This is a genomic window from Pseudomonas sp. C1C7, from assembly GCF_013359595.1.
Taxonomy (GTDB): Bacteria; Pseudomonadota; Gammaproteobacteria; order Pseudomonadales; family Pseudomonadaceae; genus Aquipseudomonas.
Genome location: NZ_JABFMP010000035.1, coordinates 23,587 through 50,568 on the forward strand (window position 1 = coordinate 23,587; position 26,982 = coordinate 50,568).

The following is a 26,982-nucleotide window of genomic DNA, read 5'->3' on the forward strand; positions in this document are numbered from 1 at the left end:
GTTGTTATTTTCTGAAGCTTTGCTCAAGTTGCTCGAGCCGTTCCTTGACGAAGGTCTTGCGATCATTTCCTTTGAGCTGATCGGCTTCAGTCAGAATGGCGACAGCCTCTCTGGCCAGACGACGGCGGTTGGCGACCTCTTCTTCGACTGTGTCGGCGATACGCATTTCGAAAACGTTGCCCGAGCAATAGCTGTTCGGCGCGCCGGCCATGGAGCGCAACCACTCGGCGAAGCCATGCGCACCGGCCGCCGGGTTGGTACCGCGCACGGCGTCTCGAAGCATTTTGCGGAAGGCAAAGACGCCAGCATCGAACTTGGTCGGGTTCTCCAGTTTGTGTATCGCAATGGGACGCTGGGAGATGATCGCCTCGTAGTCGCCCGGTGCGTACTGCGCTTCCTTGTAGTTGTGGCGCTCACGGTGATTGGCAGGAATCGGTGGCAGTTCGTCCAGCTTGTACTTGCCGAAGCGTTCAGGCCTGCGCATCGCCACCTGCCCTTCGAGAAAGTCGATGGTCTCGTAACCGACCATGCTCTTGTCGCCAACGCCACGGGTATCGATGCCCGGTCCCATCACCCGCCAGCCGATCATTTTGCTGTTCTCGTCATCCACCGGCACCGTCCAGCGCACGATGTGGAAGCGGCTGAAGAGTTTCTTCGCCGATCCGTCTTCCGAGGTGTAAGCGTGCAGACTCAGGTTGGGCAGAACCTGATGCTGGATGCGCAGGAACATCTTGTCGTCGTTGACCCGTCGTGCGCCGGCGCAAGCCAGGCTGCGGCCTTGATGCACCGGAATGAACTGCATGTCCGGCGCGACTTCCATGGAAGCGGCTCCCACCTCATCGAAGGTGGTGCCCTGGAAGTTCTCGTTCACCACGTTCTTGGCGGCGTGCAAGGCGGTGGGGTGGAAGTTGTCGGCCGCGTTGTCCTGCACCTGCATCCAGTTGCAGTGCTGGAAGTTGCTGTAGGGCACCAGTTCGTCACCTTCGGCGACGGTGAAATTTTCCTCCCACTCGGGGAACGGCGGTTCCTCATCCGGCGGCCCCATGTAGGCGAACACCAGGCCATGGCGCTCGAACGCCTTGTAAGCGCCCTGCCGCACTGAGCAGGCGTATTTTTCCGCCTCTTTTTCCTCACCGGCCGGGAAAGGCACATGCAGACACGCGCCATCCACGTCGAAGACCATGCCGTGGTAGCAGCATTTGATGCCGCGCTCCTGGATGGAGCCGTACTCCAGTGACGCCCCACGGTGGACGCAGTGCGCATGCAGCACGCCGATCTGGCCGCTGCCGTCACGGAATGCCACCAACTCTTCGCCGAGGATTTTCAGGAAGCGCGGGGTGTCGGTCAGTTCAAGTGCCATACAGACCGGGTGCCAGAAGCGACGCAGGTATTCGCCCATTGGCGTCCCCGGCCCGGTCTCGGTCAGCTCGGGATCGTGGCCCGGCACGTTGTTGGTGTGATACCCACCATAAGCAATGAGTTTCTTGGCAATGGGTGCACCTGCACCGCTCGATTGTTTGGCTTCGTGCTGCTCGAATTTCTCGGTCATGACCTTGTCTCCGTTTTTGTTTTATCTTTTGAGCTCAGGCTACGGAACTCTGTATACAGATATTTTGAACGCAATGGCGCGAAACGAACTGCTCTTTACCGTCAGGTATTTCCTCTTCAATCAATCAGTTATGTGTTTGATCAACCAAGGCGGACGCCTTGATCCAGGGCATCATGGCGCGCAGCTGCTCGCCGACGATTTCGATTGGATGGCGCTTGAGTTGATTCCTGCGAGCGGTCAACAGCGAGTTTCCGGCCTTGCTCTCAAGAATGAACTGCCTGGCGTAGGAACCGTCCTGAATGAAAGCCAGCACTTCGCGCATGGCCTGCTTGGTCTGCGGGGTCACGATCTTCGGCCCGGAGATGTATTCACCGAATTCCGCGTTGTTGGAAATGCTGTAGTTCATGTTGGAAATGCCGCCTTCATAGAGCAGATCGACGATCAGCTTCAGTTCGTGCAGGCATTCGAAATAGGCGAGTTCAGGCGAGTAGCCCGCCTCCACCAGCACCTCGAAACCACCCTTGATCAGTTCCACTGCACCGCCACACAACACCGCCTGCTCGCCGAAAAGATCGGTCTCGGTCTCCTCGCGAAAATCGGTTTCGATAATGCCGGCCTTGCCGCACCCGATCGCCGAGGCATAGGCCAGAGCGAGGTCCTTCGCCACGCCGGAAACGTTCTGCGACACCGCGATCAGCGCCGGAACACCGCCACCGGCGGCATAGGTCGAACGCACGGTGTGGCCGGGCGCCTTGGGCGCCACCATGAACACATCCAGATCGCTGCGCGGCGCCACTTGCCCGTAATGAATGTTGAAACCATGGGCGAAGACCAGTGCTGCGCCTTCGCGAATGAAAGGTTGCACTTCCCGGGTGTAGACCTCGGCAATCGACTCGTCCGGGATCAGCATCACCACCAGGTCCGCACCGCGTACGGCCTCCCCGACTTCCATGACCGGCAGGCCGGCCTTTTCCGCCTTGTTCCAGGTGCTACCGCCTGCCCGCAACCCGACCACAACGTCCATGCCACTGTCGCGCAGATTCAATGCCTGGGCGTGCCCTTGCGATCCGTAACCGATGACAGCTACCCGCCGGCTCTCCAGCAATGCCAGGTCGGTGTCTTTGTCGTAGAACACTTTCATTGGTAATCCTCTATTGTCTTCTATATTCTGAATTCAACATTCTGTGTTCTGTATACAGATAATTCATTCTTGGCCTGGCTCAAGAGAATGTCAATACACCCCGTTGGAATCATTTTGGAGAACGTGGACAATGAGCGTCGCAATCAAGCCACCGAAGGCACCACTGACCGCTATGACAACGAAGCTGCAGAGAATCCAGGCGCGCCCCGACTACGTGGACGAGGTCTACAAGGCGCTGCTCGACGCAATCAGTGATGGAACCATGGCGCCGGGTGTGCGCTTTACCCAGGAAGAGATTGCCGAGCAGATGAATGTCTCGCGCTCCCCTGTCCTGCAGGCCATACGCTTGCTGAAAAAAGACGGTCTGGTCCAGGACGCGCCCGGCAAAGGCGTACTGGTGACGCCTTTGACCGTGGCCTCCATCAGAAACCTCTACCTGATCCGGGGCGCGCTGGATAACCTGGCGGCGAAAATGGCCGCTGAAAATCGCCATCAGATGGACCCGAAAATCATTGAAACGGGTCGCCGCGTATCCCGCGGCAAGGACGTCAAGGCAATGGTCGATGCCGACGTCGCCTTCCACCACGACATCTACGCCGCTTCCGGAAACCCGCTGATCGCCGAGAGCGCCCAGGTTTATTGGGTGCACCTGCGCCGCGCGATGGGCACCGTGCTGCAGTCTTCCGCTTCCCAGCGTCAGTCGATCTGGGACGAACATGAAGCGATCGCCAAGGCCATTGCTGAAGGTGATGCGGTGAAGGCCGGCGAGCTGTCCGACCTGCACACCACCAAGGCGCGCGAGTATCTGGCTTCCCGTCTGGATGAGTACCTGGGACAGAGCGATCAATCCCAGTGACCGCAAGCAAAACACGATCCCCTGTAGCAGCTGGCGAAGCCTGCGTCCGGCTGCTACAGGTCCCGCGGTGCCATGCGATCTTCCCCTGACATACAGCGTTCAACGCGTCCCGGCACGCCCCTCCCGTTGATTCCCTATCCCTACACTCGCGAGTTATCCGGCCAATGGCCTCTGTTCTGAACATCATTCTCCCCGTGTTTGCACTGATTTTCAGTGGCTTCGCCTGTCGGCGCCTGGGGCTTCTCGGCCCGAATGCAGCGACGGAAATCAATCGAATGGTGGTCTGGCTGTGCCTGCCCGCCCTGCTCTTCGAAGCCATGGCCACGGTCGTGTGGGAGCAGATCCGGCAGCCCGGCTTCATCGCCACGTACGGACTGTCCACCATCGGTCTGTTCTGCCTGACGCTGATCTGGCGCCTGCGCCGATCCGGCAATCTGGCCGACGCCAGCGTCCAGGGACTGAGCGCGTCCTATGCCAACGCCGGGTACATGGGCATTCCGCTGTGCCTGCTGGTGTTCGGAGAAGCCGGCATGGAACCGGCGCTGATCGCCTGTCTGATCGTGGTCTGCGTGCTGTTTTCAATCTCGGTGGTCTGCATTGAAGTCAGCCTGCAGAACGAGAAGAGCCTGGTCAAAGCCATCGGCAAGGTCGGTCTGGCCCTGGTCAAAAATCCGATTGTGGTCGCACCGATATTGGGAGCGCTGTGGACGACGACCGCGCAACCCCTGCCAACTGCGCTGCATCAACTGCTCAAAATGCTGTCCGCCGCCACCGGGCCGTGTGCCCTGATCTCGCTCGGGCTGTTCCTCGCCCATCGACACAAGGGAAAAAGCGAGCGCAGCACAGGGCTGGTGTTCATCAAGCTGATCGCCCACCCGCTGGTTACCTGGGTACTGGCCTCCTACGTGTTCCGCCTGCCGTTGATGTGGGCACAAGCCGCGCTGCTGTTGAGCGCACTGCCGACCGGCACGGGGCCTTTCATGCTCGCCGAGTTTTATCGCCGTGACGGGGCGCTGGTGTCCCGGACGATTTTGTTCTCGACGCTGGGCTCGCTGATCACCCTGTCGGTGTGCCTGTACTTTATCGGGAGGTAGCGGCCCGGCAGTGACCGAGTGACAGGTGCCCCACCCCAAATGCAATCGTGTGGTTGCGGGTGATGGGTAGCCAGACCACCACTCAGTCACGCTGAATGTGACGAATTCCCCCGCCACTCCATCACTGACCATACGGGCCTGATCACCTGCACCACGGTCATCCCCTCCGGCAAAACATGGATCCCACAGAACAAAAACCTGCGCGACAAGCATTCAGCGCTCAAGGCATCGCCCACCATGCACCCGCTAAGACATACCCTGCACAACGAACTCCACGCCCGCCCGTCCCTGTACTTCAGCGAGCCGGCCCATGTGTTTCACCTGGCCATCCTGGGCAGTGACAGCGAACGCCAGGCACTGCTCGACAGTCTCTACAGCGAGCCGGTCGCCGATGACCTGCCCCAGGGCATCATCAAGCTGGACGGGCACTGGTTGAAATGGGAGCGACATGCCGAGTTCTTCACCCTCACCTATGTCGTGCCCACCTCGGCGCAAAACCCGAACTGGATTGCCTTGCCCCAGGCTCTGGCGGCGAAGATCAGCCCCTACACCCAACTGCTGATCAACCGCGTGCAAATCGTGGTGCGCAACAAGGCATCCTGGGATGGGGATCACGCCGAGTACGGGTTCAAGGACCCTTGCGGTTCTTCCATCGGTGGTGGCGATGCGGCGGTCTGGAGCGATTTCCGGTTGCATGAAGACGGCGAAAGCCGGTTTCTGTTCATCAACAATCACCTGAACGCCTACCGCCAGGGACGCATGATTCGTCGGCTGCTCGAGATCGAAACCTATCGCATGATGGCCTCGCTCTCGCTGCCCGCGGCCAAGCAGTTGAGCTCGCAGCTCAACGTTTTCGATAAGAAACTGGCCGAGCTGTCGGAGCGTAATGCGGCTCCCGATTCGAGCAATGCAAAGGAGCTGCTGACGGAAATCGCAGGCTTGTCGGCAGAAGTCGTCAGCCTCTCGGCCAAGCACCGTCATCGCTTCAGCGCCACCCAGGCCTACGCGCAGCTGGTCTTCGAACGCCTGGCGGAACTGCGGGAAAACCACGCGGGTGATTGCCAGCGCATGGGCATCTTCATCGAGCGCCGTTTCAAACCGACGGTCCGGTATTGCGCCGTGACCGAACAGCGCCTCGACGTGCTGGCCAAGAGCGTGGCCAACCTGGGCGAACTGCTGCAGGCCCGCGTGCAGGTGGAGATGGAAGAACAGAACGCCGAAATCCTCAACAGCCTGAATGCCCGGGCCGATGCGCAGATCAAGATCCAGCGGGCGGTTGAAGGCCTCTCCATCATCGCCATCACCTACTACGTGCTGAGCCTGTTCAAGCTGCTGTACTCGGGCATTCATGTGCTGGGCGTGGACGTGTCGCAGAGGACGGCGGTGATGGTCATGGCGCCTGTCGCGGCATTGGTGTTGCTGAAGGTGCTGATGCGGATCAGGGCGGTCAAACATCACTGAGGGCGGGCGACTTCAAACGGATTGAAGCCCTTGCGCCTTGAGCGCCCGTTGCACCGCAGGGCGCTCGAGCACCCGGCCACACCAGGCCTTGAGATTTTCCAGTCCGTCGAAATGAATGCCGGCCTTGTAGACGGACGCCAGTCAATCCGCCTGCCCCCATCCCGTCAACGCAAACAGATAGGCGTCAGCCACCGTGAAGGTGTCGCCGAGTAAAAACCGGCGGCCGGCCTGTGGTCAGCGTCATGCAGGAGTTTGGCCTGTGGCTGAAACAGAGTGGGAAGGCGTTGATGCCGTTGGATCAATAAGATCCCTCAGCCAACACAGGATCCTTGTAGCAGCTGGCGCAGCCTGCGTCCGGCTGCGAAGCAGTCGTGGAATCAGAGTACGCGGTGTATCAGGAATATCTCGCACTCAGGTTTTACGACTGCTGCGCAGCCGAACGCAGGCTTCGCCAGCTGCTACATGGAGCGTCTCGCGGCTGCTCCTCTGTCAAGACGATCTGCATTAAACGCAATACGCTCGGCAGCCAGTGCCGTGCAGGCAAAGACAACAATGACGTCACCCCCAAACAACCAACGGGGCTGCTCAATAACCTTTGTCCTCACATCATTGGAAGCCTTGATAATGAAAACCCTGAACCTCGAAAACCACGCAACCCACAAGCTCGTCGACCGCTCGACCCTCGGTAGCCAAATCACCGCGCTGGGCACCTACGGTATCTACCTGGCCCTGGCCGTTATCTACTTCTGGTTCGGCGGCATGAAGTTTACCCACTACGAAGCCACGGGCCTGGTGCCGCTGGTGAGCAACAGTCCTTTGCTGGGTTGGGTGTATGACCTGTTCAGCGTCGATACCTTCTCGGCCCTGCTGGGTGTTCTGGAAGTCTCGATCGGGTTGCTGATCGCCGCGCGCCTGCTGTCGCCCAAACTCTCCCTGATCGGTGGCGCGCTGTCCGCCGGGTTGTTTTTCACCACCTTGAGCTTCATGTTCTCGACGCCCGGGGTGATCGAGCCTGGCCTTGGTTTCCCGGGGATTTCCGTGGCGCCGGGCCAGTTCCTGCTCAAGGACATCGGATTGCTGGCCGCTTCGGTCTTTGTTGCAGGTCACTCGCTGGCCGCACTGGAAAACCGTTGAGGCAATGCTGTGGATATGGCCTGACAAAGTCGATGTCACTCAGGCCATATCCCTTTCCTTCATCCAGTCCCGCGGGCTGTAACCGGTCTTTCGCCTGAACGCACGAGAAAGCGCCGATGGACTTTCATAACCGACCTCAGTGGCGATCAGCGCAATCGGCCGTCCTTCACGCAAGCGTTTCTGCGCCAGGCTGATCCGCCAGCTCAACAGATAATCGGCAGGCGTCTGCCCGATCACCGTGCGGAAATGCACGGCATAGGCCGCGCGCGACATGTTCGACGCACGGGCCAGCTCTTCGATCGACCAGCCATGTTCAGGCGTGTTGTGGATCTGCATCAGCGAACGCGCCAGCCGCGCATCGGCGAGCCCGGCCATCATGCCGGTGTGCAACTGGTGGTGATCGAGCAGATGGCGAAACAGCAGGACGATCAACAGCTCGAACAGGCGATTGAGCGCGACCTCCCTGCCGCAGTGCGCTTGGGCTGCCTCGGCGAACATCCACTTCAACACGTCGGCCAGCAGCGGCAACTCGTCCAGCGCCAACACCAGGCAATCGGGCAGCGAAGCCGTCAACGGGTTATCGACACCGCCCTCGAATTCCATGGACGCACACAACAGTTGAGCGCCCTCGGGGCTGCCACCCAACAGGTGATGGCGGCTGGGCCTTGGAAGAAAGATCAGACTGGGCCGAGTCAGCACAATTTCCTTGCGATCGGCTCCCCGCAAGGTGACGGAACCGGCCTGCAGCAGATGAATATGCCCACGCTGGTCCGCCCCGCCGTACGACGCCTTGCCGCACAGCCTGTCGTTGTAGAACAGGCTTGCGCGCACACCGAACTGCGACAGCAACGTGGACAGGCGATCCATGGCATTCCCTTGGCGAGGTGGAGAGGCATCGATCATAGCACCGGCGGTTTGCGCGCTATCGGGCGCTGACAGGGCTGGAATTGCCCACGACCGCGCCATCCACCGTTTGCCCATAGAAGCACTGTTCCCCGTGATGAAACGCAGTGGCCGTGCTGGCCAGATTGCCGTTGAACCGCGGATCCTGTGGACGCTGCTGGCTGTTGATCCAGGCGGCTACGTCCCAGGCCTGCTGCGGTTCGAGCTGGACGGATTTGCCCAGCGGCATGTTCTCGAAGATAAATTGCGCAGCGGTGTTGATCCGGTGCATGCCGGCGCCCCAATTGTAGGAGTCATCGCCCCAGAGTGCCTCGTATGAACTCGAAATGGCATTTGCTTCGACACGATAATGGAATACCGTGCCTGCCCCGGACAGCCCCTGAGGGTTGCCCGCGACAGTGAATCGGCGGTTGTTCAAACGTTCGCGGACTTGCGAAAAGGGAGTGTCCATTGGTGCTGCTTCCTTGTGTGGAGAGGTTCCATTTCAGCCGTCGATCCTGTCATGTTTTTCGCTCGAAGACTTCCATTCGTTGATCCCAAAAATGGACTTGCCCCAAACCGCTTTCCCCATGGAGTTTTACCGATGTCCGAACCCCGCATCCGCGCCCTCGCCCTGTGCATTTTTCACCATCGCGGAAAAATCCTGGTCAACGAGTTTTACGATGAAGACAAACAGCTGCCCCTCTACCGCCCCATCGGTGGCGGCATCGAGTTTGGCGAGCGAAGCGCCGATGCAGTTGTCAGGGAAGTGCAGGAAGAGCTGGGCCAGTCGATTCACGGCCTTCGCTTGCTGGGCACGCTGGAAAGTCTGTTCACCTACGCGGGAAAGCCGGGGCATGAAATCGTCCAGGTCTACGACGCCAAGTTCGACAACGAGGGTGTCTACGAAATCCGGCAGATTGTGGGTCATGAAAGCAACGGCGCACCCTTCCATGCCAAATGGTGCGACAGCACGGACTTCAGTCCCACTTCCCCGCTGGTGCCTGAAGGCCTGCACGAATTGCTCAAGGCGCTTTCGTTGCTGAAGTAAAACATTCTTCAGGTCAGCCAGATCGATGTTGGATGTGCCGTCCCCTTCGCGGGCAAGCCCGCTCCCACAGGTTCTTTGGTCGATCACAAAACCCGCGAACCACACAAAACCCTGTAGGAGCGTGGCTTGCCCGCGAAGGCGTCAGGGCAGTCAACATCAATGTTGGATGTGCCGCCCTCTTCGCGGGCAAGCCCGCTCCCACAGGTTCTTTGGTCGATCACAAAACCCGCGAACCACACAAAACCCTGTGGGAGCGTGGCTTGCCCGCGAAGGCGTCAGGGCAGTCAACATCAATGTTGGATGTGCCGCCCTCTTCGCGGGCAAGCCCGCAGGTCTCTGTGATAACCGCAATGCCTTCAACGCCCCGTCAGTTTGAATTTCTCCGCATTGCTGGCAGGTGTCGCGACGTCGGGTGCCAGGTGGTCATGGGCCTGCACGAACGGGTGATGGTTGTGGTGGGTATACGGCCAGGTGGTCAGGCCGGTGTCGATGTCCGGGCTCGACGGTGGAGCGGCCAGTTCTTCCAGGTGCAGGATGATGTCATCCGGCTTGAGCACCAGCACATCACTGTCCAGCGCATCCAGCACCATCTCGGCGGTGTTGCCGACCAGCGTGCCGCTCAGCCCGGTACGTCCCACACTGCCAATCACCGTGACAGCCGCTTCAAGCTTGTGCGCCAGAAAGGGAATCAACACCTCGGCCGGGCCTTCCTCGATGTGCAGGCGCGAGTCGCTGATGTTGAACTCGGCCTGAAACCTCAGGCACAGCTCGCGGTAATAGGTATGGATGCTTTCCTTGAGCTGAAAAATCGGATCGCTGGACGACAGCATGGGATAGGGATGGGCGCTCATCATGTGCAGCGTGCCACCGGCCAGTTTGGCGATGTCGTAGCCATGGCTGACGACGCCGGAGTGCAACACGTGATGCTCCACGTCGCTGCTGCCGACATCCACGGCCACCAGAACGATGCCGCCCATCCACGGCCGGGCGGTTTTCACCATCAGTACGGGGCTGGGGCAATACCGCAGCAGCTTCCAGTCATCGGGGGTGAGAAAGGCCTTGATCAGCGGATTGTCGGGCAGGTGCTGCTTGATCACCAGACCGCAGCCCTCAGCCTGTTGCGCGGCGATGATGGTCTTGTGCGCACTGCCCTGCCAGTCGTGCTGGGCACTGACGCTGAAACCTTCCTTCACCAGACGGTCCTGCAACTCACTCAGCCACGAAGCATGATGATTGCCCTTTTCACACGCCAGCAGATGCAGATGTGATTGTGTGGAGTTCGCGATCATCCTGGCTCGGTCCAGAATCAGATCTCCGGATTGCTGCGAATCCACGACCACCAGAGTATTGCGAATGGTCTGCATAAATCTCTTCCTGGGTGTTCCACTACAGTTACACACAGAGACTTAGTTGTAATACGCAAGGGAACACGAGCCATTAAGTTAAATTGCTGACACGCTTGATACCGACAAATAAAGAGCGTCAGCGTCCGCCGCGCCATTAGTTCACGGATAGCACACATTATCCTTGTGGCATTGATCGGGTTTTTCCCCGGACCACGGCCTGTTCGCGTGATTCACGGGGCGGCCATTATGATGGCTATTGCGCAAAAAGTTTCAGCAGCCTGTCGGCCAAATTAGTTTATTTTTATCTAAGAAGATCCTCAGCCAACTCGGATTTGGTCTTATGCAAGAGTTGGGTTGTCACTCACAAGTTCCGTTCACGATCAGACATTGCCGCATTACTGACAGCTTCGAAGTTGGCCTACCAAAAAGAAACAGGAGCAAAGTTCGCAAACGAACTCGCTCCTGTATCGCGCTCATTAATCGTAGAACGGTTCAACCAACGCCCGGCTGCCGACAAAGAAGCTGTCCGCCACCAGCCGCAACGGCTGCAGGTCCAGATCGCTGGCCTTGTCCCGGATCAGTGCTTGGAAATGCCGGTACACCGCTGCGTACTCGCCCTCCTGCGACACGCTCTGGCGCACGCCATCGATACTCAACAGTGCGCCACCGTTGTCCAGACGCAGGACGCCTTCGGCGCAGCGAATCTCGATGCTCCAGAGTTCGTCATGACCGTGATCGAAATCGAACTCCGCGCGCACATCCAGCTGGTTCGCGTCGGACATCTTGATGGAGGCGGCAATCGGCGACTGGCAGTTGCTCGGGACACGCAGTTCGGCGGACTCGACGAACAATGCTCGCGGCAGCAGATGCGTTGCAATCGACAGGGCATTGATGCCCGGATCGAACACGCCCAGGCCACCGGGTTGCCAGATCCACGCCTGGCCGGGGTGCCATTTTCGCACGTCTTCCTTCCAGTCGATCTGCACGCTTTGCAGGGTACGGCCGGCCAGCCAGTCGCGGGCGGCTTCGATGCCCGGCGCGTAGCGTGAATGCCAGGCGAACAAGCCGCTGACGCCTTGCTCCCCGGCCTGGCTCGCCAACGCCATCGCTTCACCCAGGGTGCCGCAAGGCGGCTTTTCCACCAGCACATGCTTGCCCGCCGCCAGTGCCTGTTGCACCAGCGCAAATCGTCCTTGCGGGGGGGTGCAAAACGCAATCGCATCGACCTGCAGACCGCTTTCCAGCAATTCGCCCAGAGACTTGAAGTTCTCCACGCCAGGGCAAGGCTGACCCTGAGTGGCGACAGCCACCAACTGGAATGCCGGGTTGGCGCTGATGGCGGGGACGTGTTGATCCTGGGCAATCTTGCCGTAACCCACCAGACCGAGACGGATCGGATGCATCGGTGACTCCTGATTATTGTTTTATGCGAGCCGGCGAGATTACCGTTTGTGCAGCCAGAAAGTCATTGATCAACTTCGCAGATCAGTAATCGGGAAACTGCTCGAGGTAACACACCGGCGAGCTGTACTCGCGCTCTTCCTCCAGATCCTCCGGTAGCCATGCCGCTTTTGTGGTCGCTGCTGTGGTCGCTTTTGTAGCAGCTGCCGAAGGCTGCGTCCGGCTGCGCAGCAGTCGCAGGACCTGCGCACGCGATCTGCCTGACAGACCGAAAAATCCGTATTGGCGTCTGCTTCGCAGCCGGACGCAGCCTTCGGCAGCTGCTACAAGGTCCGTGGTCATCGTTCAGCCCCTCCATTCGCGCGGGCTGACGCCGGTCTTGCGACGGAACGCCCGGGCCAGCGCCGACGGGCTTTCATAGCCCACCTCTTCGGCGATCAAGGCAATCGGCTTGCCCTCGCGCAAACGCTTCTGCGCCAGGCTGATGCGCCAGCTCACCAGATAATCCACCGGCGCCTGCCCGACCACCCTTTTGAAGTGTTCGGCGAAACTGGCCCGGGACATGTTCGCCAAGGCCGATAGTTCGGCAACGCTCCAGGCCTTGGCCGGTGCTTCGTGCATCTGGCTCAGGGGCCGGGCCAGACGCGCATCCGCCAACCCGGCCATCATCCCCGGCTGCTGATTACGCGTCATCAGGATGTGCCGCAGCAACAGAATCACCAGCAGTTCGAACAGGCGATCCATCACCGCTTCGCGACCACAGGTGCCGTCGAACGCCTCGTTGAACAACCACTCCAGGGTGCTGGCCAGGGTCGGGATTTCATCGAGCTTGAGCACCAGGTAATCCGGCAGCGCCATGGCCAGGGCATTGCCCGAGCCGCCGTCGAAGTTCAGCGAGGCGCACACCAGTTGCGTGCCCGACGCTTCAGTGGCGAATAGGCGATGGCGATAAGGTCTGGGGAAAAAGATCAGGGTCGGTTCGGTCAGGTGCAATTCGCGCTCATCGGCGAGCTTCAGGCTGACCTCGCCGGTCTGCAGCAGGTGCACGTGGCCGCCGGTCTGGCTGCCATCGAAGGCCGTCACGCCGCAGAACGCGCCGCTGTGAAAGGTGCCGGCGTTGACGCCGAAATGCGCAAGCAAGGTGGACAAGCGATCCATGGAGAGGCTCCCCGGAGTAGTTCTGGACGATCTGTCGCATATCGTCGACGATTTGCATCCAATTGACCAGCCCGAATCCATAGCATGACCTCCGTACCCAGCGCACATCGCGCTTCTGACCGGAGAATCACCATGACTCGCATTGTCCCTGTTGAACAAGCTACCGACGCCACCCGCCCATTCCTGGAAGGCGTGCAGAAGAAAATCGGCTTCCTGCCCAACGTATTCCGCGTACTGGCCCATGCCCCGGCGGTGCTGGCCTCGTACCTGCAAAACTCTGCGGCACTGGGCAAGACGTCCCTGAGCGCCACCGAGAAGGAATCGATCTTCCTCGCCACCTCCCAGGTCAACGGCTGCGACTATTGCCTGGCGGCGCACACGCTGTTCGCCGGCAAGGCCGGGCTGTCGGGCCAGGAGATTCTCAGTGCCCGTGAAGGCAAGCTCGACGCCTTCGCCCTGCTCGCCCGTCAGATCACCGAAAGCCGCGGCCACCTGACCAGCGACCAGATCGCCGCCGCCCGCGCCGCCGGGATCAATGACGCGAAAATCGTTGAAGTGGTTGCTCACGTGGCCTCGCAGACTTTGACCAACTACCTGAACAACGTGGCGCTGACCGATATCGATTTCCCGGCCATCGACGCCTGATTAACCGCTTTCTGTAGGAGCTGCCGCAGGCTGCGATCTTTTGACCCTGCTTTTCAAAAGCAAAAGATCGCAGCCTGCGGCAGCTCCTACAGGGGATGTAGGGCATAAATTCCGTTTGGAGACTGAATATGAACACCGTGACCCTGTACACCACCGACACCTGCCCCTACTGCCGCAGCGCCAAATCCCTGCTGGCCAGCAAAGGCATTGCGATGCAGGAAATCAACGTCCAGCGCACGCCGGGCAAGCTTGAGGAAATGCTCGAACGCAGCGGGCGACGCACCGTGCCGCAGATTTTCATTGGCGACACGCACATTGGCGGCTTCGACGATCTGGCCAAACTCGATCGCCAGGGTGGGTTGATGTCGATGCTGGCCTGACGTGTCGCTCAATCGTCTTCATGCAACTTGATCCCCCGCGCATGCAACAGCGGCGGCACCACCAGCACCAGCAGCGTCAGGGCCATGAAGAAAGCGGAAATCGGTTGGGTGAGGAAGATCATCCAGTCGCCCTCGCTGATGGACAGGGCATTGCGCAATTGTTTCTCGGCCATCGGCCCCAACAGCATGCCCACGATCACCGGCGCGACCGGGAAATCGAAACGGCGCATCATCACGCCGAACCAGCCAATGGCCAACATCAATAGCAGGTCGAACGATGAATGACGCATGCCGTACACGCCGATGGTGGCGAACACCAGGATCCCGGCATTGAGGTACGGCCTGGGGATTTGCAGCAGCTTGACCCACAACCCCACCAGCGGCAGGTTCAGCACCAGCAGGATGACGTTGCCGATGTACAGCGAGGCCACCAGCGTCCAGACCAGATCGGCGGAGGTTTCAAACAACAGCGGCCCCGGTTGCAGGTTGTAGTTCTGGAACGCCGCCAACAGAATCGCCGCGGTGGCCGATGTCGGTATGCCCAGGGTCAGCAAGGGCACCAGTGAGCCGGTCGCACTCGCGTTATTGGCCGCTTCCGGACCGGCGACACCTTCAATGGCGCCCTCGCCTTTATTGGCGGAAAACTCTTTCGGGTATTTGCTGAGCTTGCGCTCGGTGGAATAAGACAGAAAGGTCGGGATTTCCGCGCCACCGGCCGGAATCGAACCGAACGGAAAACCGATCAGCGTGCCGCGCAACCAGGCCGGAACCGAGCGTTTCCAATCGGCGCGGGTCATCCACAATGACGTCAGGCGATGCCGACCTTCAGCCTGTTCCTGTTGATAAAGCAGGCTGTAAAGCGCTTCGCCGACGGCAAACAGCCCCACCGCCACCAGCACCACTTCAATGCCGTCCACCAACTCGGGAACACCCAGGGTGTAGCGGGCAATCCCCGAGGTCGAGTCCAGGCCGATCAGGCCAATGATCAAGCCGATCCCCAGCGATGCGAACCCGCGCAGCATGGACGCCCCCAGCACCGCCGACACCGTGGTGAAGGACAGCACCAGGATCGCGAAGTACTCCGCCGGGCCGAAGTTGAGCGCCAGCCTGGCCACGACCGGCGCGAACAGGGTCAGCAAAATGGTCGCTATGGTCCCGGCCACGAAAGAGCCGATGGCCGCCGTTGCCAACGCAGGTCCGGCGCGTCCGTTGCGGGCCATCCGGTTGCCTTCCAGAGCCGTGACCATGGAGGACGACTCACCGGGGGTGTTGAGCAAAATCGAAGTGGTAGAGCCGCCGAACTGCGCGCCGTAGTAAATCCCGGCGAACATGATCAAGGCCCCGGTGGGGTCGACCTTGGCGGTGATCGGCAGCAGCAGGGCCACCGTCAGCGCCGGCCCGATGCCGGGCAGGACGCCGATGGCGGTGCCGAGCAGGCAACCGATAAAACCCCACATCAGGTTGATAGGTGTCAGCGCCGCGGAAAAGCCCATCAGCAGGCTTGAGAGAATGTCCACGCTGTCGATCTCCTTGAGCCCGGATCAGATCCAGGCATTGACCAGCGGCGGCAGGGAAACCCCCAGCCCGGCGTTGAACAGCCAGTAGATCGGCAGGGTCAGGGCGATGCCGATGGCCAGGTCACGCAACGGATGACGACTGCCGAAACCCCGGGCGGAACAGGCGAACAGCAGCCCGGCGGCCAGTACAAAACCGATCAGGTTGATCAGCAACGCCACGCCCACCAGCCCGCCCGTCACCCAGGCTGCGCCGGCTTTGCCATCAGGCAGCGTGCCGTTGCCACTGTCCAGTTCGCGAAAACCACCGGTGAGCGCCTGATACCCCAGCAATACCCCCACCACGCCAAGAAACCCGGCGACGAGGTAGGGATAGACGTACGCCGGCAGAATCACGAAGCCCATTTCCGGTGGAAAGCGCCAGGCACCCACGGCCAACACCACGCTGAGGGCAATCAAACCAAGGCCGATCGCCAGTTGCGTCGGCACGATTGCGCGCGCACCGCTCATCTCAAAGCAGCCCGACCTTGACCAGCATCGCCCGCAAGCGCACATGCTCTTCGTCGACGAATTTGCCGAAGTCATCGCCCGTCAGCACGCTCGGCGTCCAGGCATTGGTTTGAATGTTGTCCTGCCAGACCTTGCTGTTGCTGGCGGCCACCACCGCGTCGGTCACCTCCTTGCGCTGCTCGGGGGTGAGGCCGGCGGCACCGTACACGCCACGCCAGTTGCCGATGATCACGTCGTAGCCGCTTTCCTTGAGAGTCGGGGCATCGATCCCCGGAACACGCTCGGGCGCACCGATGGCCAACACGCGGATCTGGCCGTTCTTGATGTATTGACCCAGCTCGGCATAGCCCCCGGTGAGCACCTTGATCTGGCCACCCAGGGTCTGCGCCACGATTTCGCCGCCGCCACCGGTGGCGATGTAATTGACCTTGTTGACCGGCACATCCAGTTTGCCCGCCAGCTCGGCGATGCCGATGTGATCGATCGAGCCCTTGGAGCCTCCGCCAAAGGTGACGCTGGTGGGCTTGGCCTTGAAGTCCTTGACCAGGTCATCGAGGGTCTTGTACGGCGAGTCCTTGCGCACGGCAATCACGTTGTATTCAGTGAACAGCCGGGCAATGGGCGTCACGTCCTTAAGGGTAATTTGCGGTTTGTTCTGTTCGATGCCCGCGACCATGATCGCGCCGACCACCAACAGTGCATTCGGATCGCCCTTGGTGCTGTTGGCGAACTGCGCCAGCCCCAGGGTTCCGCCTGCGCCGCCCTTGTTTTCGAAGGTGGTGGACTTGGCCACATTGGCCTCGATCAGCGCCTTGCCCAGGACCCGCGCGGTCTGGTCATAACCGCCACCGACGGAGCCGGGGGCCATGAACTTGACGGTGTCCAGAGCGAGCGCGGGGGTGGTGAGTGCGGCGGCGGTGAGGCCTACAGCGAGGTAACGATTGAAGCGGCTAAGCAAAGCAGACATGGCGCATCTCCCTGGTACGTTGTTGTTATGGGTGCATCATCCCGTCGACCGGCGGCTGACCCTGCTCGACAGGCATCGGCCTGCGCATAAGCGTAGGACATGCCCGGGTTTATTGAAGTTCTTTCAATCCCGCGTCCACCAGGCCCCTTCAATACTGCGTCACAGATGGAAACATTCCTTTGGTCCGGCGGTGTAAGGCCGCCAGACCCGCCGACTACGCTGAAAAACAGCGATAAACGAGTCGTTGGACTTCCTTCAACGATTTAAACAGGAGAACGTGCCATGCACCTTGCGCACAAAGGCATCGGAGTGTCATTGCTGCTGGTGGCCACAGCGGTATTCGCTCATCACGGCTGGAGCGAATACGACACAGGCAAACCCTTGAACCTGAGCGGCACCATTGAAGCCTCCGGCTACTCCCATCCCCACGGCTCCGTGACCCTGAAAACCGCAGACAAGACCTGGAACGTGGTCCTCGCGCCTCCATCGCGCATGGAAAATCGCGGGCTGACCAAGGAAATGCTGGCGGTCGGCACCCAAGCGACCGTGGCAGGTTACCCAAACCGCAACAAGCCCGATGAGATGCGCGCGGAGCGCATCACCATCGGCGACAAAACCACCGAGCTGCGCTGATGCAGGCCTCGCCGAACTGGATGGACTGGCTCAACGATTCGCCGCTGGGGCAAGCCATGCGCGGTGACCTGTGGCTGTACCCGCTGGTGGAGGTGATGCACATCGTCGGCTTTACGATACTGGTCGGCGCGGTGCTGATGTTCGATCTGCGGGTGCTGGGGCTATCGCGCAACATACAAGTCACCGCCCTCGCCCGCCATCTGCTGACCTGGGCCATCGCGGCCCTGCTGTTGATCGTACCGGCCGGGCTGATGATGTTCACCGCCCACCCTCACGACTTCGCCTCCAACGACATCTTCATCCTCAAGCTATGCCTGATCGCCACGGCAGGGTTGAATGCGCTGCTGTTTCATGTGGGTGTGTACCGCTCCGTGGCCGCCTGGAACACCGACACCCCGGCGCCGGGCACGGCCAGATTGCAGGCGGTGTTTTCCATGGTGATTTGGGTCAGCGTGATCTTTTGTGGGCGTTTGTTGGCTTATACCTGAGCGAGGGATGCTGCTTGCCGATGGCATTTCAGCGATTCTCGATAGGTTCTCGTACTCGCAAATAACGGTATGCAACGAACGCAAACAGCACAATGAAGCCAGTCACAATTGCGCTGGTCATCATCACGCCTCCTGTAAATGCAGCGTGAGCTTCCTGCAAAATCCGCGTCGCCACCTCCTCCGGCTGAGTTTGACTCAGGGCGTGGGCTCCTCCCAGCGTCGCAACCGCGCTCACTACACTCTCGGGTGTGTCGTCAGGCATCACCAAGGACAACCGATACAGCGCCGCCCAAAGAAAGACCAAATACAACCGCGCCTAAATGACAAACTTGTCATTGATATGTCAGCGAAACCCACCCCCTCCCTCCCTACAGTGAGCCCATCAGTCACCCACCCCGGACTGACACTCCTCCCACTGATGAAGACAAGGGTCGACACCATGAAACCATTGAGCAAACTCTGCCTGATCGCCGCCAGCCTGATGATGTTTGGCACAGGTTCGGCCATGGCCGCCACAACGACCGCGCCGGTCAAGGCCAACAATGTCGTGCTGGTGCACGGTTCCTGGGCCGATGGCTCCAGCTGGTCGGACGTGATCGCTCGCTTGCAGGCAGCCGGTCTGCATGTCACGGCCGTGCAAAACCCGCTGACTTCGGTGGCCGACGATGTGGCCGCCACCAAGCGGGTACTCGATCAGCAAGACGGCCCGACGGTACTGGTCGGCCACTCCTACGCCGGTACCGTGGTCAGTGAAGCCGGGGTCGATCCGAAGGTCAGTTCGCTGGTGTATGTGGCCGCGCGCGCGCCGGATGCCGGGGAAGACTTCGTCGCCCTCTCGGCCAAATACCCGACCATGCCGGTGCGCGCGGGCACCGAAGAACACGACGGGTTTGTCAGTCTCAAGCAGGACGCCTTCCTCAAGTATTTCGCCAGCGACGTGCCCCATGACAAGGCCATGCAATTGTTCGCCGAGCAACAACCGATCGCCAAGACCCTGTTCAGCGACCGCACCACGGCAGCCGCCTGGCACACCAAACCTTCGTGGTACGCCGTGTCCAGCCTGGACCAGACCATCAACCCGGACCTCGAACGCTTCCTCGCCAAGCGCATGGGCGCGACCACGATCGAGCTGCCGTCGAGCCACTTGTCGCTGGTCTCCCACTCCGAAGAGATTGCTGACCTGATCCTCGCTGCCGCCGGTCGCCAGCCGTAACCGGCGTCCATTAATGACAACTTTGTAATCGACTTGTTGGTCGGCTGTCCGGATTGCCTGAGTAACCTGAACTCACTGCCAGGCACCTCGCCGACAGCCCGACACCTCAACAGAGAGACTCATCATGAAACTGTATCTCCTCGCCTTTGCCGCCCTCCTCGCCACCGGCTCGGCGTTTGCCGACACCCAAAGCAGCGCGCCTGTCATCCACGACAAGGACGGCGCCTTCGTTCACCTGGACGTGGCCAAAGTCGTCGGCGAAACCGACATTTCCCAGCAATGCGGCATCATTCCCGCCCAGTTGAACTACCTCGATCACCAGGGTCGTCAGCATGAGCTGGACTACCTGGTGCAAGGCAGCGGTTGCACCAATGAGCATTGATCGTCATCCCGGTGTATCGCCGGGTGATCGGGCTACACTGGCGGCACGGGCAGGCCGCCGTAGCCCGCCTGCCCATCCATCAAGCGTGTAGACCCTGAACCCGGTAAATCCCATGAACATCCTCGTAGTCGAAGACGAACCCAAGGCCGGCAACTACCTGCTCAATGGCTTGCAAGAGCTGGGCTATACCGTGAGCCTGGCTCGCGACGGGGTCGACGGCCTGCACCTGGCGCTGGAGCATGACTTCGACGTGATCGTGCTGGACGTGATGATGCCGAAAATGGATGGCTGGGAAGTCTTGCGCCGCCTGCGCAAGGAAGCCGATACCCCGGTGCTGTTCCTCACCGCCCGCGATGACATCGCCGACCGCGTCAAGGGACTGGAACTGGGTGCAGACGATTACCTGATCAAGCCGTTTTCCTTCGCCGAACTGGTGGCGCGCCTGCGGACCCTGACCCGCCGTGGTCCCACCCGCGAAGAAGAGCAACTACAAATCGAAGACCTGCAAATCGACGTGCTCAAACGCCGCGTCACCCGCGCAGGCTTGCGTATCACCCTGACCAACAAGGAGTTCGCCCTGCTGCAACTGTTCGCCAACCATCAAGGCGAGGTGCTGTCGCGTTCGATGATCGCGTCACGGGTCTGGGACATGAATTTCGACAGTGACACCAACGTGGTGGATGTCGCGGTGCGCCGCCTGCGGCTGAAGATCGACGACCCGTTCGCGCTCAAGCTGATCCACAGCGTGCGCGGCATCGGCTACCGCTTCGATACGCAACCATGAGCACCCTGTCGCGGTTGCACCACTCCCTGACGCTGCGCCTGGCGCTGGTGTTCGCGTTTCTGGCGTTTGTCTCGCTGACGGCACTCGGCGTGGCGCTCTATCACGACCTGGAACACGAGTTGATCCGCCGCGACGACGCGGCGCTGGTGACGCGCATCGATCAGCTGCGCACCTTTCTCAACGACAGCAACACCCTGGAGCTGATCCGCAGCAAACCGGCGCTATTCCAGAACATGCTGGGTAACCGCGAAGCGCTGCTGAGTATCGGCGTACCGGGGCAACCGCCATTGTTGGTGGTCAATCCGGGCAACCTTCACATGCCGGCCCTGGCCCCCATGCCCATGGATCACCCGCTGGGCCTTGGCGACGTGCAGCACTTGCCCAGTGTCGACGGTGTACCCTTTTCCGCGTTGGCGGCCGTTATCGAATCCGACGACCAGGGCAGCCTGGAAGTGGTCACCGGGCGCCTGATGACCGAGCGCACCGCCGTGCTCGCCCGTTACCGGTTCAACGTTTACCTGTTCGCCAGCGTAGCGGCGGTCCTGCTGGCGTTGTCCGGTTATGTGCTGGTCGATCGCGGTCTATTGCCCGTGCGCCGTCTGGCCCGGCATGCGCAAGGCATCGACGTCGGCAATCTCAACGAACGCCTCGACAGCCAAGGCGCACCCCGAGAGCTGCTGCCGATGATCGACGCCTTCAATGCCATGCTCGATCGCCTGGGCAAGGGCTTCGTGCAATTGGGCCAGGTGTCGACCGACATGGCCCATGAACTGCGCACGCCGATCAACAACCTGCTGGGCGAAACCCAGGTCGCCTTGCAGCAGAACCGCAGCATCGAGGCCTATCAACAGCTGCTCGCCTCCAACGTCGAGGAGCTGGAGCGCCTGGCGAGGATGCTCGACAACATGCTGTTCCTGGCCCGCACCGACCCCGTCAGCGCCTTGAGCCAACGCCAGGAGCTGGACGCGGCCGAGGAAATGGAGCGCATGGCCGATTATTTCGAGGGGCTCGCGGCGGAAGCCGGCATCCATATCGATGCCCGGGGCAGCGGACAGATCTGGGCCGAACCGATGCTGTTGCGCCGGGCCATGGCCAATCTGTGCGCCAACGCGATCAAGTACGGAGCGCCCGATACCCCATTGCAGATTCTCGCCACCCCCTCGGCCGACGGCATCCGGCTACAGGTCAGCAACCACGGCCAGACCATCCCCGCCGAGCATCTGCCCCGGCTGTTCGAACGCTTCTACCGCGTCGACCCGTCCCGCGAGCGTTCGACGCAGTCCAACGGCCTGGGTCTGTCGATCGTGGCGACGATCATGCAGCTGCATAACGGGCAGTACAGCGTCAGCAGTGCCGATGGGGTGACCTGTTTCGAGCTGTTCTTCCCGGCGCGACGGTCGGGGGAATAGATGAAAAAATCGCAGCCATTGTGATTGCCTGCGGTCATTGGCACTGCTCCCCCTCGATGGATGGCGAGACATCAAGACGGTGGAGAGGCTCAGGAGGGATTTCGTTGGCATACGAGGGGGGCAAGTGTGCATTCATTTGAGAAACCTTCTTCCGGGAATGGCGCGCGGAAATAATGCGGCGGACGCTAACAGCGTCGCGACCACTCCAGCAGGGCCGTCCGAACGATTAGGAAGTTTCGTCAAATGGAAGTGCCTTTTTCCTACGGCAAGCTGCCTCTTTTACCCCCCAATCGACCAATAATCCCTCAACAAAGCCCGTCATGACCTAACCTCATACGCTGGGTGACAAACAACCAGCCGGGCACGCCTATGCGCCATACATTGAAGTGGATGATCGTCGCGGCTTTCGCGCTGTTCGGGGCCAGCGGCGCCATGCTGGCGGTGGCGGCACTCTCCGACGCACCTGCCGCCAGTGCAACGGCGATTTCCGCGAGCATTTCCGACAGCGAGCTTCAGGAGCTGCAACAGCGGCTCGGCAACCTCAAGCAGCAGGTGTCCCAGGCCAGCAATTACAGTCAGCTGGAGGCCCCGCAGGATCTGCTTCAGGCGTTGATCCAGGAAATCACCCGGCTGTCGGCACTACTGCATCCCGTGCAGACCCAATTGCAATCGCAGTTGAGCGTGCTGGGACCGCCACCGATTGATGAAGCCGGGCTTGAGAAGCCCGACATTACCCGGCAAAGGGCTGACCTCACCGGGCAAAAAAACCAGGTAGACAGCAAGCTCAATGCGTTGGCAGCGCTCAAGGCCAGCGCCACCGAACTGCTGACGCAAATTGCCGCCATCCGTCGCGGCCTGCTGGAAACCGAAGTGACCCAGCAGACCCATAGCATTCTCAACCCATGGTTCTGGGCACCGCTGCTCAATCCTCCGGCCGAAGACCGCCAGCGCCTGAGTGATTTCCTGCGACAGGTTAGCGCCACCCTCGATGCCGCCTGGCAACCGGGCGAACGTTTCTACACCAGCGTACTGCTCGCGCTGGCCCTCGCCCTGTGGTTTTTCGGCCACAGGCTGACCGACCAGGGACTGACATGGCTGTGCATTCATCGCATGCCCGAAGGCCGATTGCGGCGCAGCGCCCTGGCGCTATCGTCGGTATTCGCCACCGTGCTGGCGGCCTGGTTTGCCTTGCAACTGCTGTTTTATGCCCTCACCCGGCTATTGCCGCTGACGCCACAACTGGCAGGGTTTTCCCAGGATTTCGAAAAAATCGTCTACACCTGCGTGCTGATCACCGGCCTGAGCCGCGCCTTGCTGTCGACCAAACATCCTTCGTGGAGACTGCCGGCCATTTCCAATCCGGTGGCGCTGGCGATCAAACCCTTCCCCATTCGCCTGGCCTGGACCCTGCTGATTCTGGTGGCGATGGCGCAAATGACCAATGTCACCAACATGAGCTCCGCAGTGGTGATCTCGGTGCGGGGATTCGTGGCACTGGTCATTTCAGTGATGATCGGATCCCTGCTGTTGCACATCAACAGAACACGCCGCGCGCTGGTCGTGGCCGGGGAAACCCCCGAAGCGGGCCGGACGCTGGCCGGGGTGATTTATGCCTTCGCCAGCATTGCGGTGGTGGTTTCCCTGCTGGCTTTGTTGCTCGGCTACATCTCCCTGTCGCGCTTCATCACTTACGAACTGGTCTGGCTGTTCATCATTTTTTCCGGCTTCTACTTGCTGTTCCAGTTGTTCAACGACGGCTGCGAGTACCTGTTCTCACCCAAGCACTCCAGCGGCAAGGCTCTTAAACAGTTGTTGGGAATCGGCGATCCGCGCCTGGAGCAGATTTCCATCGTTCTGTCCGGAATCGGACGGGCCGCGCTGGTACTGATCGCCTTTATCTCATTGGTGGTGGGCGGGGTTGGGTCGACGCTGGGCCAACTGGCGACCAATACCCTGGCGATACTCGGCGGCGACGGACTGCGCAAACTGAACATTGTCCCGGCCAACCTGCTGCATGCCGTGCTGGCGCTGTTCATCGGCATCTACCTGACCCGCACGCTGCGCCGCTGGCTGGATAACGAATTCCTGCCGAAAACCGAAATGGACCCCGGCATGTGTGCCTCCCTCAGCACACTGTTTTCCAATATCGGCTACGTGTTGGTGTTTCTGCTCACCCTGTCATCGCTGGGAGTGCAATGGACCAACCTGGCCTGGATCGTCAGCGCCTTGTCGGTGGGGATCGGTTTCGGCCTGCAGGAAATCGTCAAGAACTTCGTCTCCGGCCTGATCCTGCTGACCGAGCGCCCGGTGAAAGTGGGAGACCTGATCAGCATCAGCGGGGTCGAAGGCGACATCCGCCGGATCAACGTACGGGCCACGGAAATCCAGCTGGCCGACCGCTCGATCGTCATCGTGCCCAACTCGCAGCTGATCTCGCAGAACCTGCGCAACGTCACTCTCGGCGGCAGCGCCCAGGGGGTGGCGACACTGGAGCTGATGTTCCCGCTGGACATCGACCCGGAACAAGTGCGCAACCTGCTGTACGACACCTACATCGAACACGAATCGATTCTCGACAAACCGGCGCCGTTCGTGCGCTTCAGCCAGCTGAAACCCGAAGGCCTCACCTTGACCGTCACCGGCTACGTCAACAGCCCGCGCACGGTCGGTGCGATCAAGAGCGAGCTGCTGTTCGAAATTCTCAAGCGGCTGGGGACCGCCGGGATAGAGCTGGCGAAACCGCCTGCGTCCTAGCGGGCCACCACATAACCCTGTAGCAGCTGGCGCAGCCTGCGTCCGGCGGCGAAGCAGTCGCGAAACCTGTGCACGCGGTGTATCAGTAAGACCTCGCACTCAGGTTCTACGACTGCTTCGCAGCCGGACGCAGCCTTCGGCAGCTGCTACAGGAAATCGCCGAACTCAGGTTCGGCGGATATCACTGGATCAATGCGCAATACAAACCGACTTCAACTCGGTGTAAGCCTCGATCACCGCACGACCGAACTCGCGGCCCATGCCCGATTGCTTGACGCCACCGAACGGCATGGCCGGGTCGAGCAGGACGTGGGCATTGACCCAGACCGTGCCGGCTTCGATGCGTGGCACCAGGTTCATCGCCTTGCTCAGGTCGTTAGTCCACAGGCTGGCGGCCAGGCCGTAGCGGTTGTCGTTGGCCAGCGCGATCACGGCGTCTTCGTCATCGAACGGCATCACACCCAGCACCGGGCCGAACACTTCTTCGCGGGCCACGGCCATGCCGTGGTCGATGTCGGCCAGGATGGTCGGCTGGACGAAGAAGCCGTCGCCTTCGAGCAACTCGCCACCGGTCACCACCCGCGCGCCTTCGCGGCGAGCCAGTTCGATGTGCTTGAGCACGCTTTGCTGCTGCTTGCGCGACACCAGCGGGTTGATCGCCGCGTCACAGTTCATGCCCGCGCCGATCGGCATCGCCGAGACGGCCGCGGCCAGGGCCTCGACGAACTTGTCGTGGATCGAACGGTGCACGTAGAAACGCGAGGCCGCAGCGCACACCTGGCCGTTGTTCAGCAGACCGCCGAGGATCGCACCCTGCACGGCTTTTTCGATGTCGGCATCGGCGAGCACGATCATCGGGTTCTTGCCGCCCAGCTCCAGGGAGAAGCGCGTCATGTTTTCCATGCACGCCACACCCACGCTCTTGCCCACGGCGGTGGAGCCGGTGAACGACACCTTGCTCACCAAAGGATGCGAAGTCAGCACGCCGCCCACGTTGGCGCCACCACCGGTGACCACGTTGAACACACCCGCCGGAATACCGGCTTCCAGCGCCAGCTCGGCCAGACGCATGGCAGTCAGCGGGGTTTCCATTGCCGGCTTGATGATCACGGTGCAACCGGTGGCCAATGCCGGCATCAGCTTCCAGGCGGCGATCAGCAGCGGGAAGTTCCACGGCACGATACCGACCACCACGCCCACCGGTTCACGCTTGGTGAAGGCGGTGAATTTGGCGCCTGGCGGCAGCGGGATCGACACGTCGAAGGTCTGGCCTTCGATCTTGGTCGCCCAGCCGGACATGTAGCGCATGAACTCGACGGTGGCGTTCAGGTCCAGCGCGCGGGCCATGTTGATCGACTTGCCCTGGCTCAGGGTTTCCAGTTGTGCCAGTTCTTCGGCGTGCTCTTCTACCAGGCGGGTGAAGTTGAGCAGGATGCGTTCACGATCGGCCGGACGCAGCGCAGACCAGACACCGGACTTGAAAGCCTTGTGCGACGACTGCACGGCTTGCTCGACGATTGCCAGTGGCGCGTCCATGGTTTCGCACAGGGTCTGGCCAGTGGCCGGGTTGACCACGGCAATGCTCTCGCCTTCGGCGAACACCCATTGACCATCGATAAAGCAGCCATGACGGCGTTCGAGGAAGGCAGCCACCTGCGGCAGAATTTCAACGTTGCTCATAAATCACCTTCATTCAAAAGTGGGAGCGAGCTTGCTCGCGATAGCGCCCTCAAGGGCGATGCAAGGCTCAAGCAAGCCAGTTCCTACAGGGTTTGATAAGCCAGATATCCGGCCGCTTAGTGTTGTTCTTTGAGGTAGCACACGACCGCCTGACGATCGTCGGCGGAGGCCAGCCCCATGTAAGGCATGTAGGTGCCCGGCACGAAGGCCTGGGGTTGAGTGATCAGCTGATCGATGTTCTCGGCCTGCCAGTCGATGTTCTTGCTGCGCATGGCCTGGGAGTAGTTGAAGCCTTCCAGCGAACCGGACTTGCGTCCGACCACGCCCGAAAGATTCGGCCCCATCATCCCGACCGCACCTTTGGACACCGAATGGCAGACGCCGCATTCATTGGCGAATACCTGTTCGCCACGCGCCTGCACCGGCGCGCAATCAGCAGCGACCGCCGCCTGGGCCAGGGTGAAGGACAACAAACCAAAAAGGGAAAAACGCAGGGCGGTAAACATAAGGAACGACCTTGAAAATCCACGCGCCCGTCTTGCAGACGAAC

Annotated in this window: 25 protein-coding genes and 2 pseudogenes; 14 read left to right on the forward strand and 13 right to left on the reverse strand. The window is 60.7% G+C overall.

Features of this window, described 5'->3' with window-relative positions:
* Nucleotides 1–4: 4 nt before the first annotated feature.
* Both HNO86_RS23965 and ilvC read right to left on the reverse strand, forming a co-directional pair.
* Complete coding sequence (locus HNO86_RS23965) at nt 5–1,549, reverse strand: Rieske 2Fe-2S domain-containing protein (protein WP_175379403.1); 1,545 nt, start codon at nt 1,547–1,549, stop codon at nt 5–7.
* Nucleotides 1,550–1,673: 124 nt separating this feature from the next.
* The gene (ilvC, locus tag HNO86_RS23970; RefSeq protein ID WP_175379404.1) at nt 1,674–2,690 is read right to left on the reverse strand and encodes a ketol-acid reductoisomerase; all 1,017 of its coding nucleotides are present in this window, start codon (nt 2,688–2,690) and stop codon (nt 1,674–1,676) included.
* Nucleotides 2,691–2,862: 172 nt separating this feature from the next.
* Here ilvC and HNO86_RS23975 point away from each other — a divergent pair, with 172 nt between their 5' ends.
* The 3 genes from HNO86_RS23975 (at nt 2,863) to HNO86_RS23985 (ending at nt 6,101) form a co-directional block, all read left to right on the forward strand.
* Nucleotides 2,863–3,546 carry a GntR family transcriptional regulator gene (locus HNO86_RS23975; protein WP_175379405.1) on the forward strand — a complete coding sequence of 228 codons (684 nt, stop codon included), beginning with the start codon at nt 2,863–2,865 and terminating at the stop codon, nt 3,544–3,546.
* A gap of 164 nt (nt 3,547–3,710) precedes the next feature.
* On the forward strand, nt 3,711–4,640 hold the full coding sequence (locus tag HNO86_RS23980) for an AEC family transporter (protein WP_175379406.1): 930 nt from the start codon (nt 3,711–3,713) through the stop codon (nt 4,638–4,640).
* Between the two features lie 237 nt (nt 4,641–4,877).
* Complete coding sequence (locus HNO86_RS23985; RefSeq protein ID WP_175379407.1) at nt 4,878–6,101, forward strand: DUF3422 domain-containing protein; 1,224 nt, start codon at nt 4,878–4,880, stop codon at nt 6,099–6,101.
* 141 nt (nt 6,102–6,242) lie between these two features.
* Here the strand turns inward: HNO86_RS23985 and HNO86_RS30685 are convergent.
* Nucleotides 6,243–6,317 (reverse strand): annotated as a pseudogene (locus tag HNO86_RS30685) (glutathione S-transferase); the annotation flags it as partial.
* A 408-nt stretch (nt 6,318–6,725) separates the two neighbouring features.
* On the opposite strand from HNO86_RS30685, the gene HNO86_RS23995 reads away from it, so the two are divergent.
* On the forward strand, nt 6,726–7,235 hold the full coding sequence (locus HNO86_RS23995; protein ID WP_175379408.1) for a YkgB family protein: 510 nt from the start codon (nt 6,726–6,728) through the stop codon (nt 7,233–7,235).
* A gap of 39 nt (nt 7,236–7,274) precedes the next feature.
* On the opposite strand, the gene HNO86_RS24000 is transcribed toward HNO86_RS23995, so the two are convergent.
* Nucleotides 7,275–8,102 (reverse strand): AraC family transcriptional regulator, encoded by an 828-nt coding sequence (locus HNO86_RS24000; protein WP_175379409.1) that lies wholly within the window; start codon nt 8,100–8,102, stop codon nt 7,275–7,277.
* A gap of 55 nt (nt 8,103–8,157) precedes the next feature.
* Nucleotides 8,158–8,589, reverse strand: a complete 432-nt coding sequence (locus tag HNO86_RS24005; RefSeq protein WP_175379384.1) for a hypothetical protein — start codon at nt 8,587–8,589, stop codon at nt 8,158–8,160.
* A 132-nt stretch (nt 8,590–8,721) separates the two neighbouring features.
* Here HNO86_RS24005 and HNO86_RS24010 point away from each other — a divergent pair, with 132 nt between their 5' ends.
* The gene (locus HNO86_RS24010; RefSeq protein ID WP_175379410.1) at nt 8,722–9,168 is read left to right on the forward strand and encodes an NUDIX hydrolase; all 447 of its coding nucleotides are present in this window, start codon (nt 8,722–8,724) and stop codon (nt 9,166–9,168) included.
* Between the two features lie 509 nt (nt 9,169–9,677).
* Here HNO86_RS24010 and HNO86_RS24015 read toward each other — a convergent pair.
* The 3 genes and pseudogenes from HNO86_RS24015 to HNO86_RS24025 all read right to left on the reverse strand — a co-directional run.
* Nucleotides 9,678–10,532: pseudogene (locus HNO86_RS24015) on the reverse strand (universal stress protein); the annotation flags it as partial.
* Nucleotides 10,533–10,990: 458 nt separating this feature from the next.
* Nucleotides 10,991–11,917 (reverse strand): Gfo/Idh/MocA family protein, encoded by a 927-nt coding sequence (locus HNO86_RS24020; protein WP_175379412.1) that lies wholly within the window; start codon nt 11,915–11,917, stop codon nt 10,991–10,993.
* A gap of 343 nt (nt 11,918–12,260) precedes the next feature.
* Entirely contained in the window at nt 12,261–13,073 is an 813-nt protein-coding gene (locus tag HNO86_RS24025) for an AraC family transcriptional regulator (protein ID WP_175379413.1), read from the reverse strand.
* A gap of 132 nt (nt 13,074–13,205) precedes the next feature.
* Here HNO86_RS24025 and HNO86_RS24030 point away from each other — a divergent pair, with 132 nt between their 5' ends.
* Both HNO86_RS24030 and grxC read left to right on the forward strand, forming a co-directional pair.
* Complete coding sequence (locus HNO86_RS24030) at nt 13,206–13,718, forward strand: carboxymuconolactone decarboxylase family protein (protein WP_175379414.1); 513 nt, start codon at nt 13,206–13,208, stop codon at nt 13,716–13,718.
* 128 nt (nt 13,719–13,846) lie between these two features.
* Nucleotides 13,847–14,098: a glutaredoxin 3 gene (gene grxC, locus HNO86_RS24035; protein ID WP_175379415.1), complete on the forward strand. Its 252-nt coding sequence runs from the start codon at nt 13,847–13,849 to the stop codon at nt 14,096–14,098.
* A gap of 8 nt (nt 14,099–14,106) precedes the next feature.
* On the opposite strand, the gene HNO86_RS24040 is transcribed toward grxC, so the two are convergent.
* From HNO86_RS24040 to HNO86_RS24050, 3 genes are read right to left on the reverse strand one after another with little or no spacing between them, the layout of a single operon-like run.
* Nucleotides 14,107–15,615 carry a tripartite tricarboxylate transporter permease gene (locus HNO86_RS24040; RefSeq protein WP_175379416.1) on the reverse strand — a complete coding sequence of 503 codons (1,509 nt, stop codon included), beginning with the start codon at nt 15,613–15,615 and terminating at the stop codon, nt 14,107–14,109.
* Between the two features lie 24 nt (nt 15,616–15,639).
* Nucleotides 15,640–16,122, reverse strand: coding sequence for a tripartite tricarboxylate transporter TctB family protein (locus HNO86_RS24045; RefSeq protein ID WP_175379417.1), 483 nt, complete (start codon nt 16,120–16,122; stop codon nt 15,640–15,642).
* Between the two features lies 1 nt (nt 16,123).
* Complete coding sequence (locus HNO86_RS24050) at nt 16,124–17,089, reverse strand: tripartite tricarboxylate transporter substrate binding protein (RefSeq protein ID WP_175379418.1); 966 nt, start codon at nt 17,087–17,089, stop codon at nt 16,124–16,126.
* A 282-nt stretch (nt 17,090–17,371) separates the two neighbouring features.
* Here HNO86_RS24050 and HNO86_RS24055 point away from each other — a divergent pair, with 282 nt between their 5' ends.
* From HNO86_RS24055 to HNO86_RS24085, 7 genes are all read left to right on the forward strand, one after another.
* Nucleotides 17,372–17,722: a DUF6152 family protein gene (locus HNO86_RS24055; protein WP_175379419.1), complete on the forward strand. Its 351-nt coding sequence runs from the start codon at nt 17,372–17,374 to the stop codon at nt 17,720–17,722.
* A complete protein-coding gene (locus HNO86_RS24060; protein WP_175379420.1) occupies nt 17,722–18,210 on the forward strand; it encodes a DUF6644 family protein in 489 nt (162 codons plus the stop codon). The genes HNO86_RS24055 and HNO86_RS24060 overlap by 1 nt, the downstream gene beginning before the upstream one ends.
* A gap of 439 nt (nt 18,211–18,649) precedes the next feature.
* Nucleotides 18,650–19,423 carry an alpha/beta hydrolase gene (locus HNO86_RS24065; protein ID WP_175379421.1) on the forward strand — a complete coding sequence of 258 codons (774 nt, stop codon included), beginning with the start codon at nt 18,650–18,652 and terminating at the stop codon, nt 19,421–19,423.
* A 124-nt stretch (nt 19,424–19,547) separates the two neighbouring features.
* A complete protein-coding gene (locus HNO86_RS24070; protein ID WP_175379422.1) occupies nt 19,548–19,805 on the forward strand; it encodes a DUF2790 domain-containing protein in 258 nt (85 codons plus the stop codon).
* A 112-nt stretch (nt 19,806–19,917) separates the two neighbouring features.
* Nucleotides 19,918–20,589 carry a heavy metal response regulator transcription factor gene (locus HNO86_RS24075; protein ID WP_175379423.1) on the forward strand — a complete coding sequence of 224 codons (672 nt, stop codon included), beginning with the start codon at nt 19,918–19,920 and terminating at the stop codon, nt 20,587–20,589.
* Nucleotides 20,586–21,998: a heavy metal sensor histidine kinase gene (locus tag HNO86_RS24080; protein ID WP_372242556.1), complete on the forward strand. Its 1,413-nt coding sequence runs from the start codon at nt 20,586–20,588 to the stop codon at nt 21,996–21,998. The genes HNO86_RS24075 and HNO86_RS24080 overlap by 4 nt, the downstream gene beginning before the upstream one ends.
* A 369-nt stretch (nt 21,999–22,367) precedes the next feature.
* On the forward strand, nt 22,368–24,752 hold the full coding sequence (locus HNO86_RS24085; RefSeq protein ID WP_175379424.1) for a DUF3772 domain-containing protein: 2,385 nt from the start codon (nt 22,368–22,370) through the stop codon (nt 24,750–24,752).
* Between the two features lie 189 nt (nt 24,753–24,941).
* Here HNO86_RS24085 and HNO86_RS24090 read toward each other — a convergent pair whose 3' ends face one another.
* Entirely contained in the window at nt 24,942–26,432 is a 1,491-nt protein-coding gene (locus HNO86_RS24090; RefSeq protein WP_175379425.1) for an aldehyde dehydrogenase family protein, read from the reverse strand.
* Between the two features lie 116 nt (nt 26,433–26,548).
* On the reverse strand, nt 26,549–26,938 hold the full coding sequence (locus HNO86_RS24095) for a cytochrome c family protein (RefSeq protein WP_175379426.1): 390 nt from the start codon (nt 26,936–26,938) through the stop codon (nt 26,549–26,551).
* Between the last annotated feature and the right edge of the window lie 44 nt (nt 26,939–26,982).

Coding starts and splice junctions, on each gene's coding strand:
- HNO86_RS23965 (WP_175379403.1), bottom strand. CDS start 1,549: ATGACCGAGAAATTCGAGCAGCACGAAGCCAAACAATCGAGCGGTGCA.
- ilvC (WP_175379404.1), bottom strand. CDS start 2,690: ATGAAAGTGTTCTACGACAAAGACACCGACCTGGCATTGCTGGAGAGC.
- HNO86_RS23975 (WP_175379405.1), top strand. CDS start 2,863: ATGACAACGAAGCTGCAGAGAATCCAGGCGCGCCCCGACTACGTGGAC.
- HNO86_RS23980 (WP_175379406.1), top strand. CDS start 3,711: ATGGCCTCTGTTCTGAACATCATTCTCCCCGTGTTTGCACTGATTTTC.
- HNO86_RS23985 (WP_175379407.1), top strand. CDS start 4,878: ATGCACCCGCTAAGACATACCCTGCACAACGAACTCCACGCCCGCCCG.
- HNO86_RS23995 (WP_175379408.1), top strand. CDS start 6,726: ATGAAAACCCTGAACCTCGAAAACCACGCAACCCACAAGCTCGTCGAC.
- HNO86_RS24000 (WP_175379409.1), bottom strand. CDS start 8,102: ATGGATCGCCTGTCCACGTTGCTGTCGCAGTTCGGTGTGCGCGCAAGC.
- HNO86_RS24005 (WP_175379384.1), bottom strand. CDS start 8,589: ATGGACACTCCCTTTTCGCAAGTCCGCGAACGTTTGAACAACCGCCGA.
- HNO86_RS24010 (WP_175379410.1), top strand. CDS start 8,722: ATGTCCGAACCCCGCATCCGCGCCCTCGCCCTGTGCATTTTTCACCAT.
- HNO86_RS24020 (WP_175379412.1), bottom strand. CDS start 11,917: ATGCATCCGATCCGTCTCGGTCTGGTGGGTTACGGCAAGATTGCCCAG.
- HNO86_RS24025 (WP_175379413.1), bottom strand. CDS start 13,073: ATGGATCGCTTGTCCACCTTGCTTGCGCATTTCGGCGTCAACGCCGGC.
- HNO86_RS24030 (WP_175379414.1), top strand. CDS start 13,206: ATGACTCGCATTGTCCCTGTTGAACAAGCTACCGACGCCACCCGCCCA.
- grxC (WP_175379415.1), top strand. CDS start 13,847: ATGAACACCGTGACCCTGTACACCACCGACACCTGCCCCTACTGCCGC.
- HNO86_RS24045 (WP_175379417.1), bottom strand. CDS start 16,122: ATGAGCGGTGCGCGCGCAATCGTGCCGACGCAACTGGCGATCGGCCTT.
- HNO86_RS24050 (WP_175379418.1), bottom strand. CDS start 17,089: ATGTCTGCTTTGCTTAGCCGCTTCAATCGTTACCTCGCTGTAGGCCTC.
- HNO86_RS24055 (WP_175379419.1), top strand. CDS start 17,372: ATGCACCTTGCGCACAAAGGCATCGGAGTGTCATTGCTGCTGGTGGCC.
- HNO86_RS24060 (WP_175379420.1), top strand. CDS start 17,722: ATGCAGGCCTCGCCGAACTGGATGGACTGGCTCAACGATTCGCCGCTG.
- HNO86_RS24065 (WP_175379421.1), top strand. CDS start 18,650: ATGAAACCATTGAGCAAACTCTGCCTGATCGCCGCCAGCCTGATGATG.
- HNO86_RS24070 (WP_175379422.1), top strand. CDS start 19,548: ATGAAACTGTATCTCCTCGCCTTTGCCGCCCTCCTCGCCACCGGCTCG.
- HNO86_RS24075 (WP_175379423.1), top strand. CDS start 19,918: ATGAACATCCTCGTAGTCGAAGACGAACCCAAGGCCGGCAACTACCTG.
- HNO86_RS24080 (WP_372242556.1), top strand. CDS start 20,586: ATGAGCACCCTGTCGCGGTTGCACCACTCCCTGACGCTGCGCCTGGCG.
- HNO86_RS24085 (WP_175379424.1), top strand. CDS start 22,368: ATGCGCCATACATTGAAGTGGATGATCGTCGCGGCTTTCGCGCTGTTC.
- HNO86_RS24090 (WP_175379425.1), bottom strand. CDS start 26,432: ATGAGCAACGTTGAAATTCTGCCGCAGGTGGCTGCCTTCCTCGAACGC.
- HNO86_RS24095 (WP_175379426.1), bottom strand. CDS start 26,938: ATGTTTACCGCCCTGCGTTTTTCCCTTTTTGGTTTGTTGTCCTTCACC.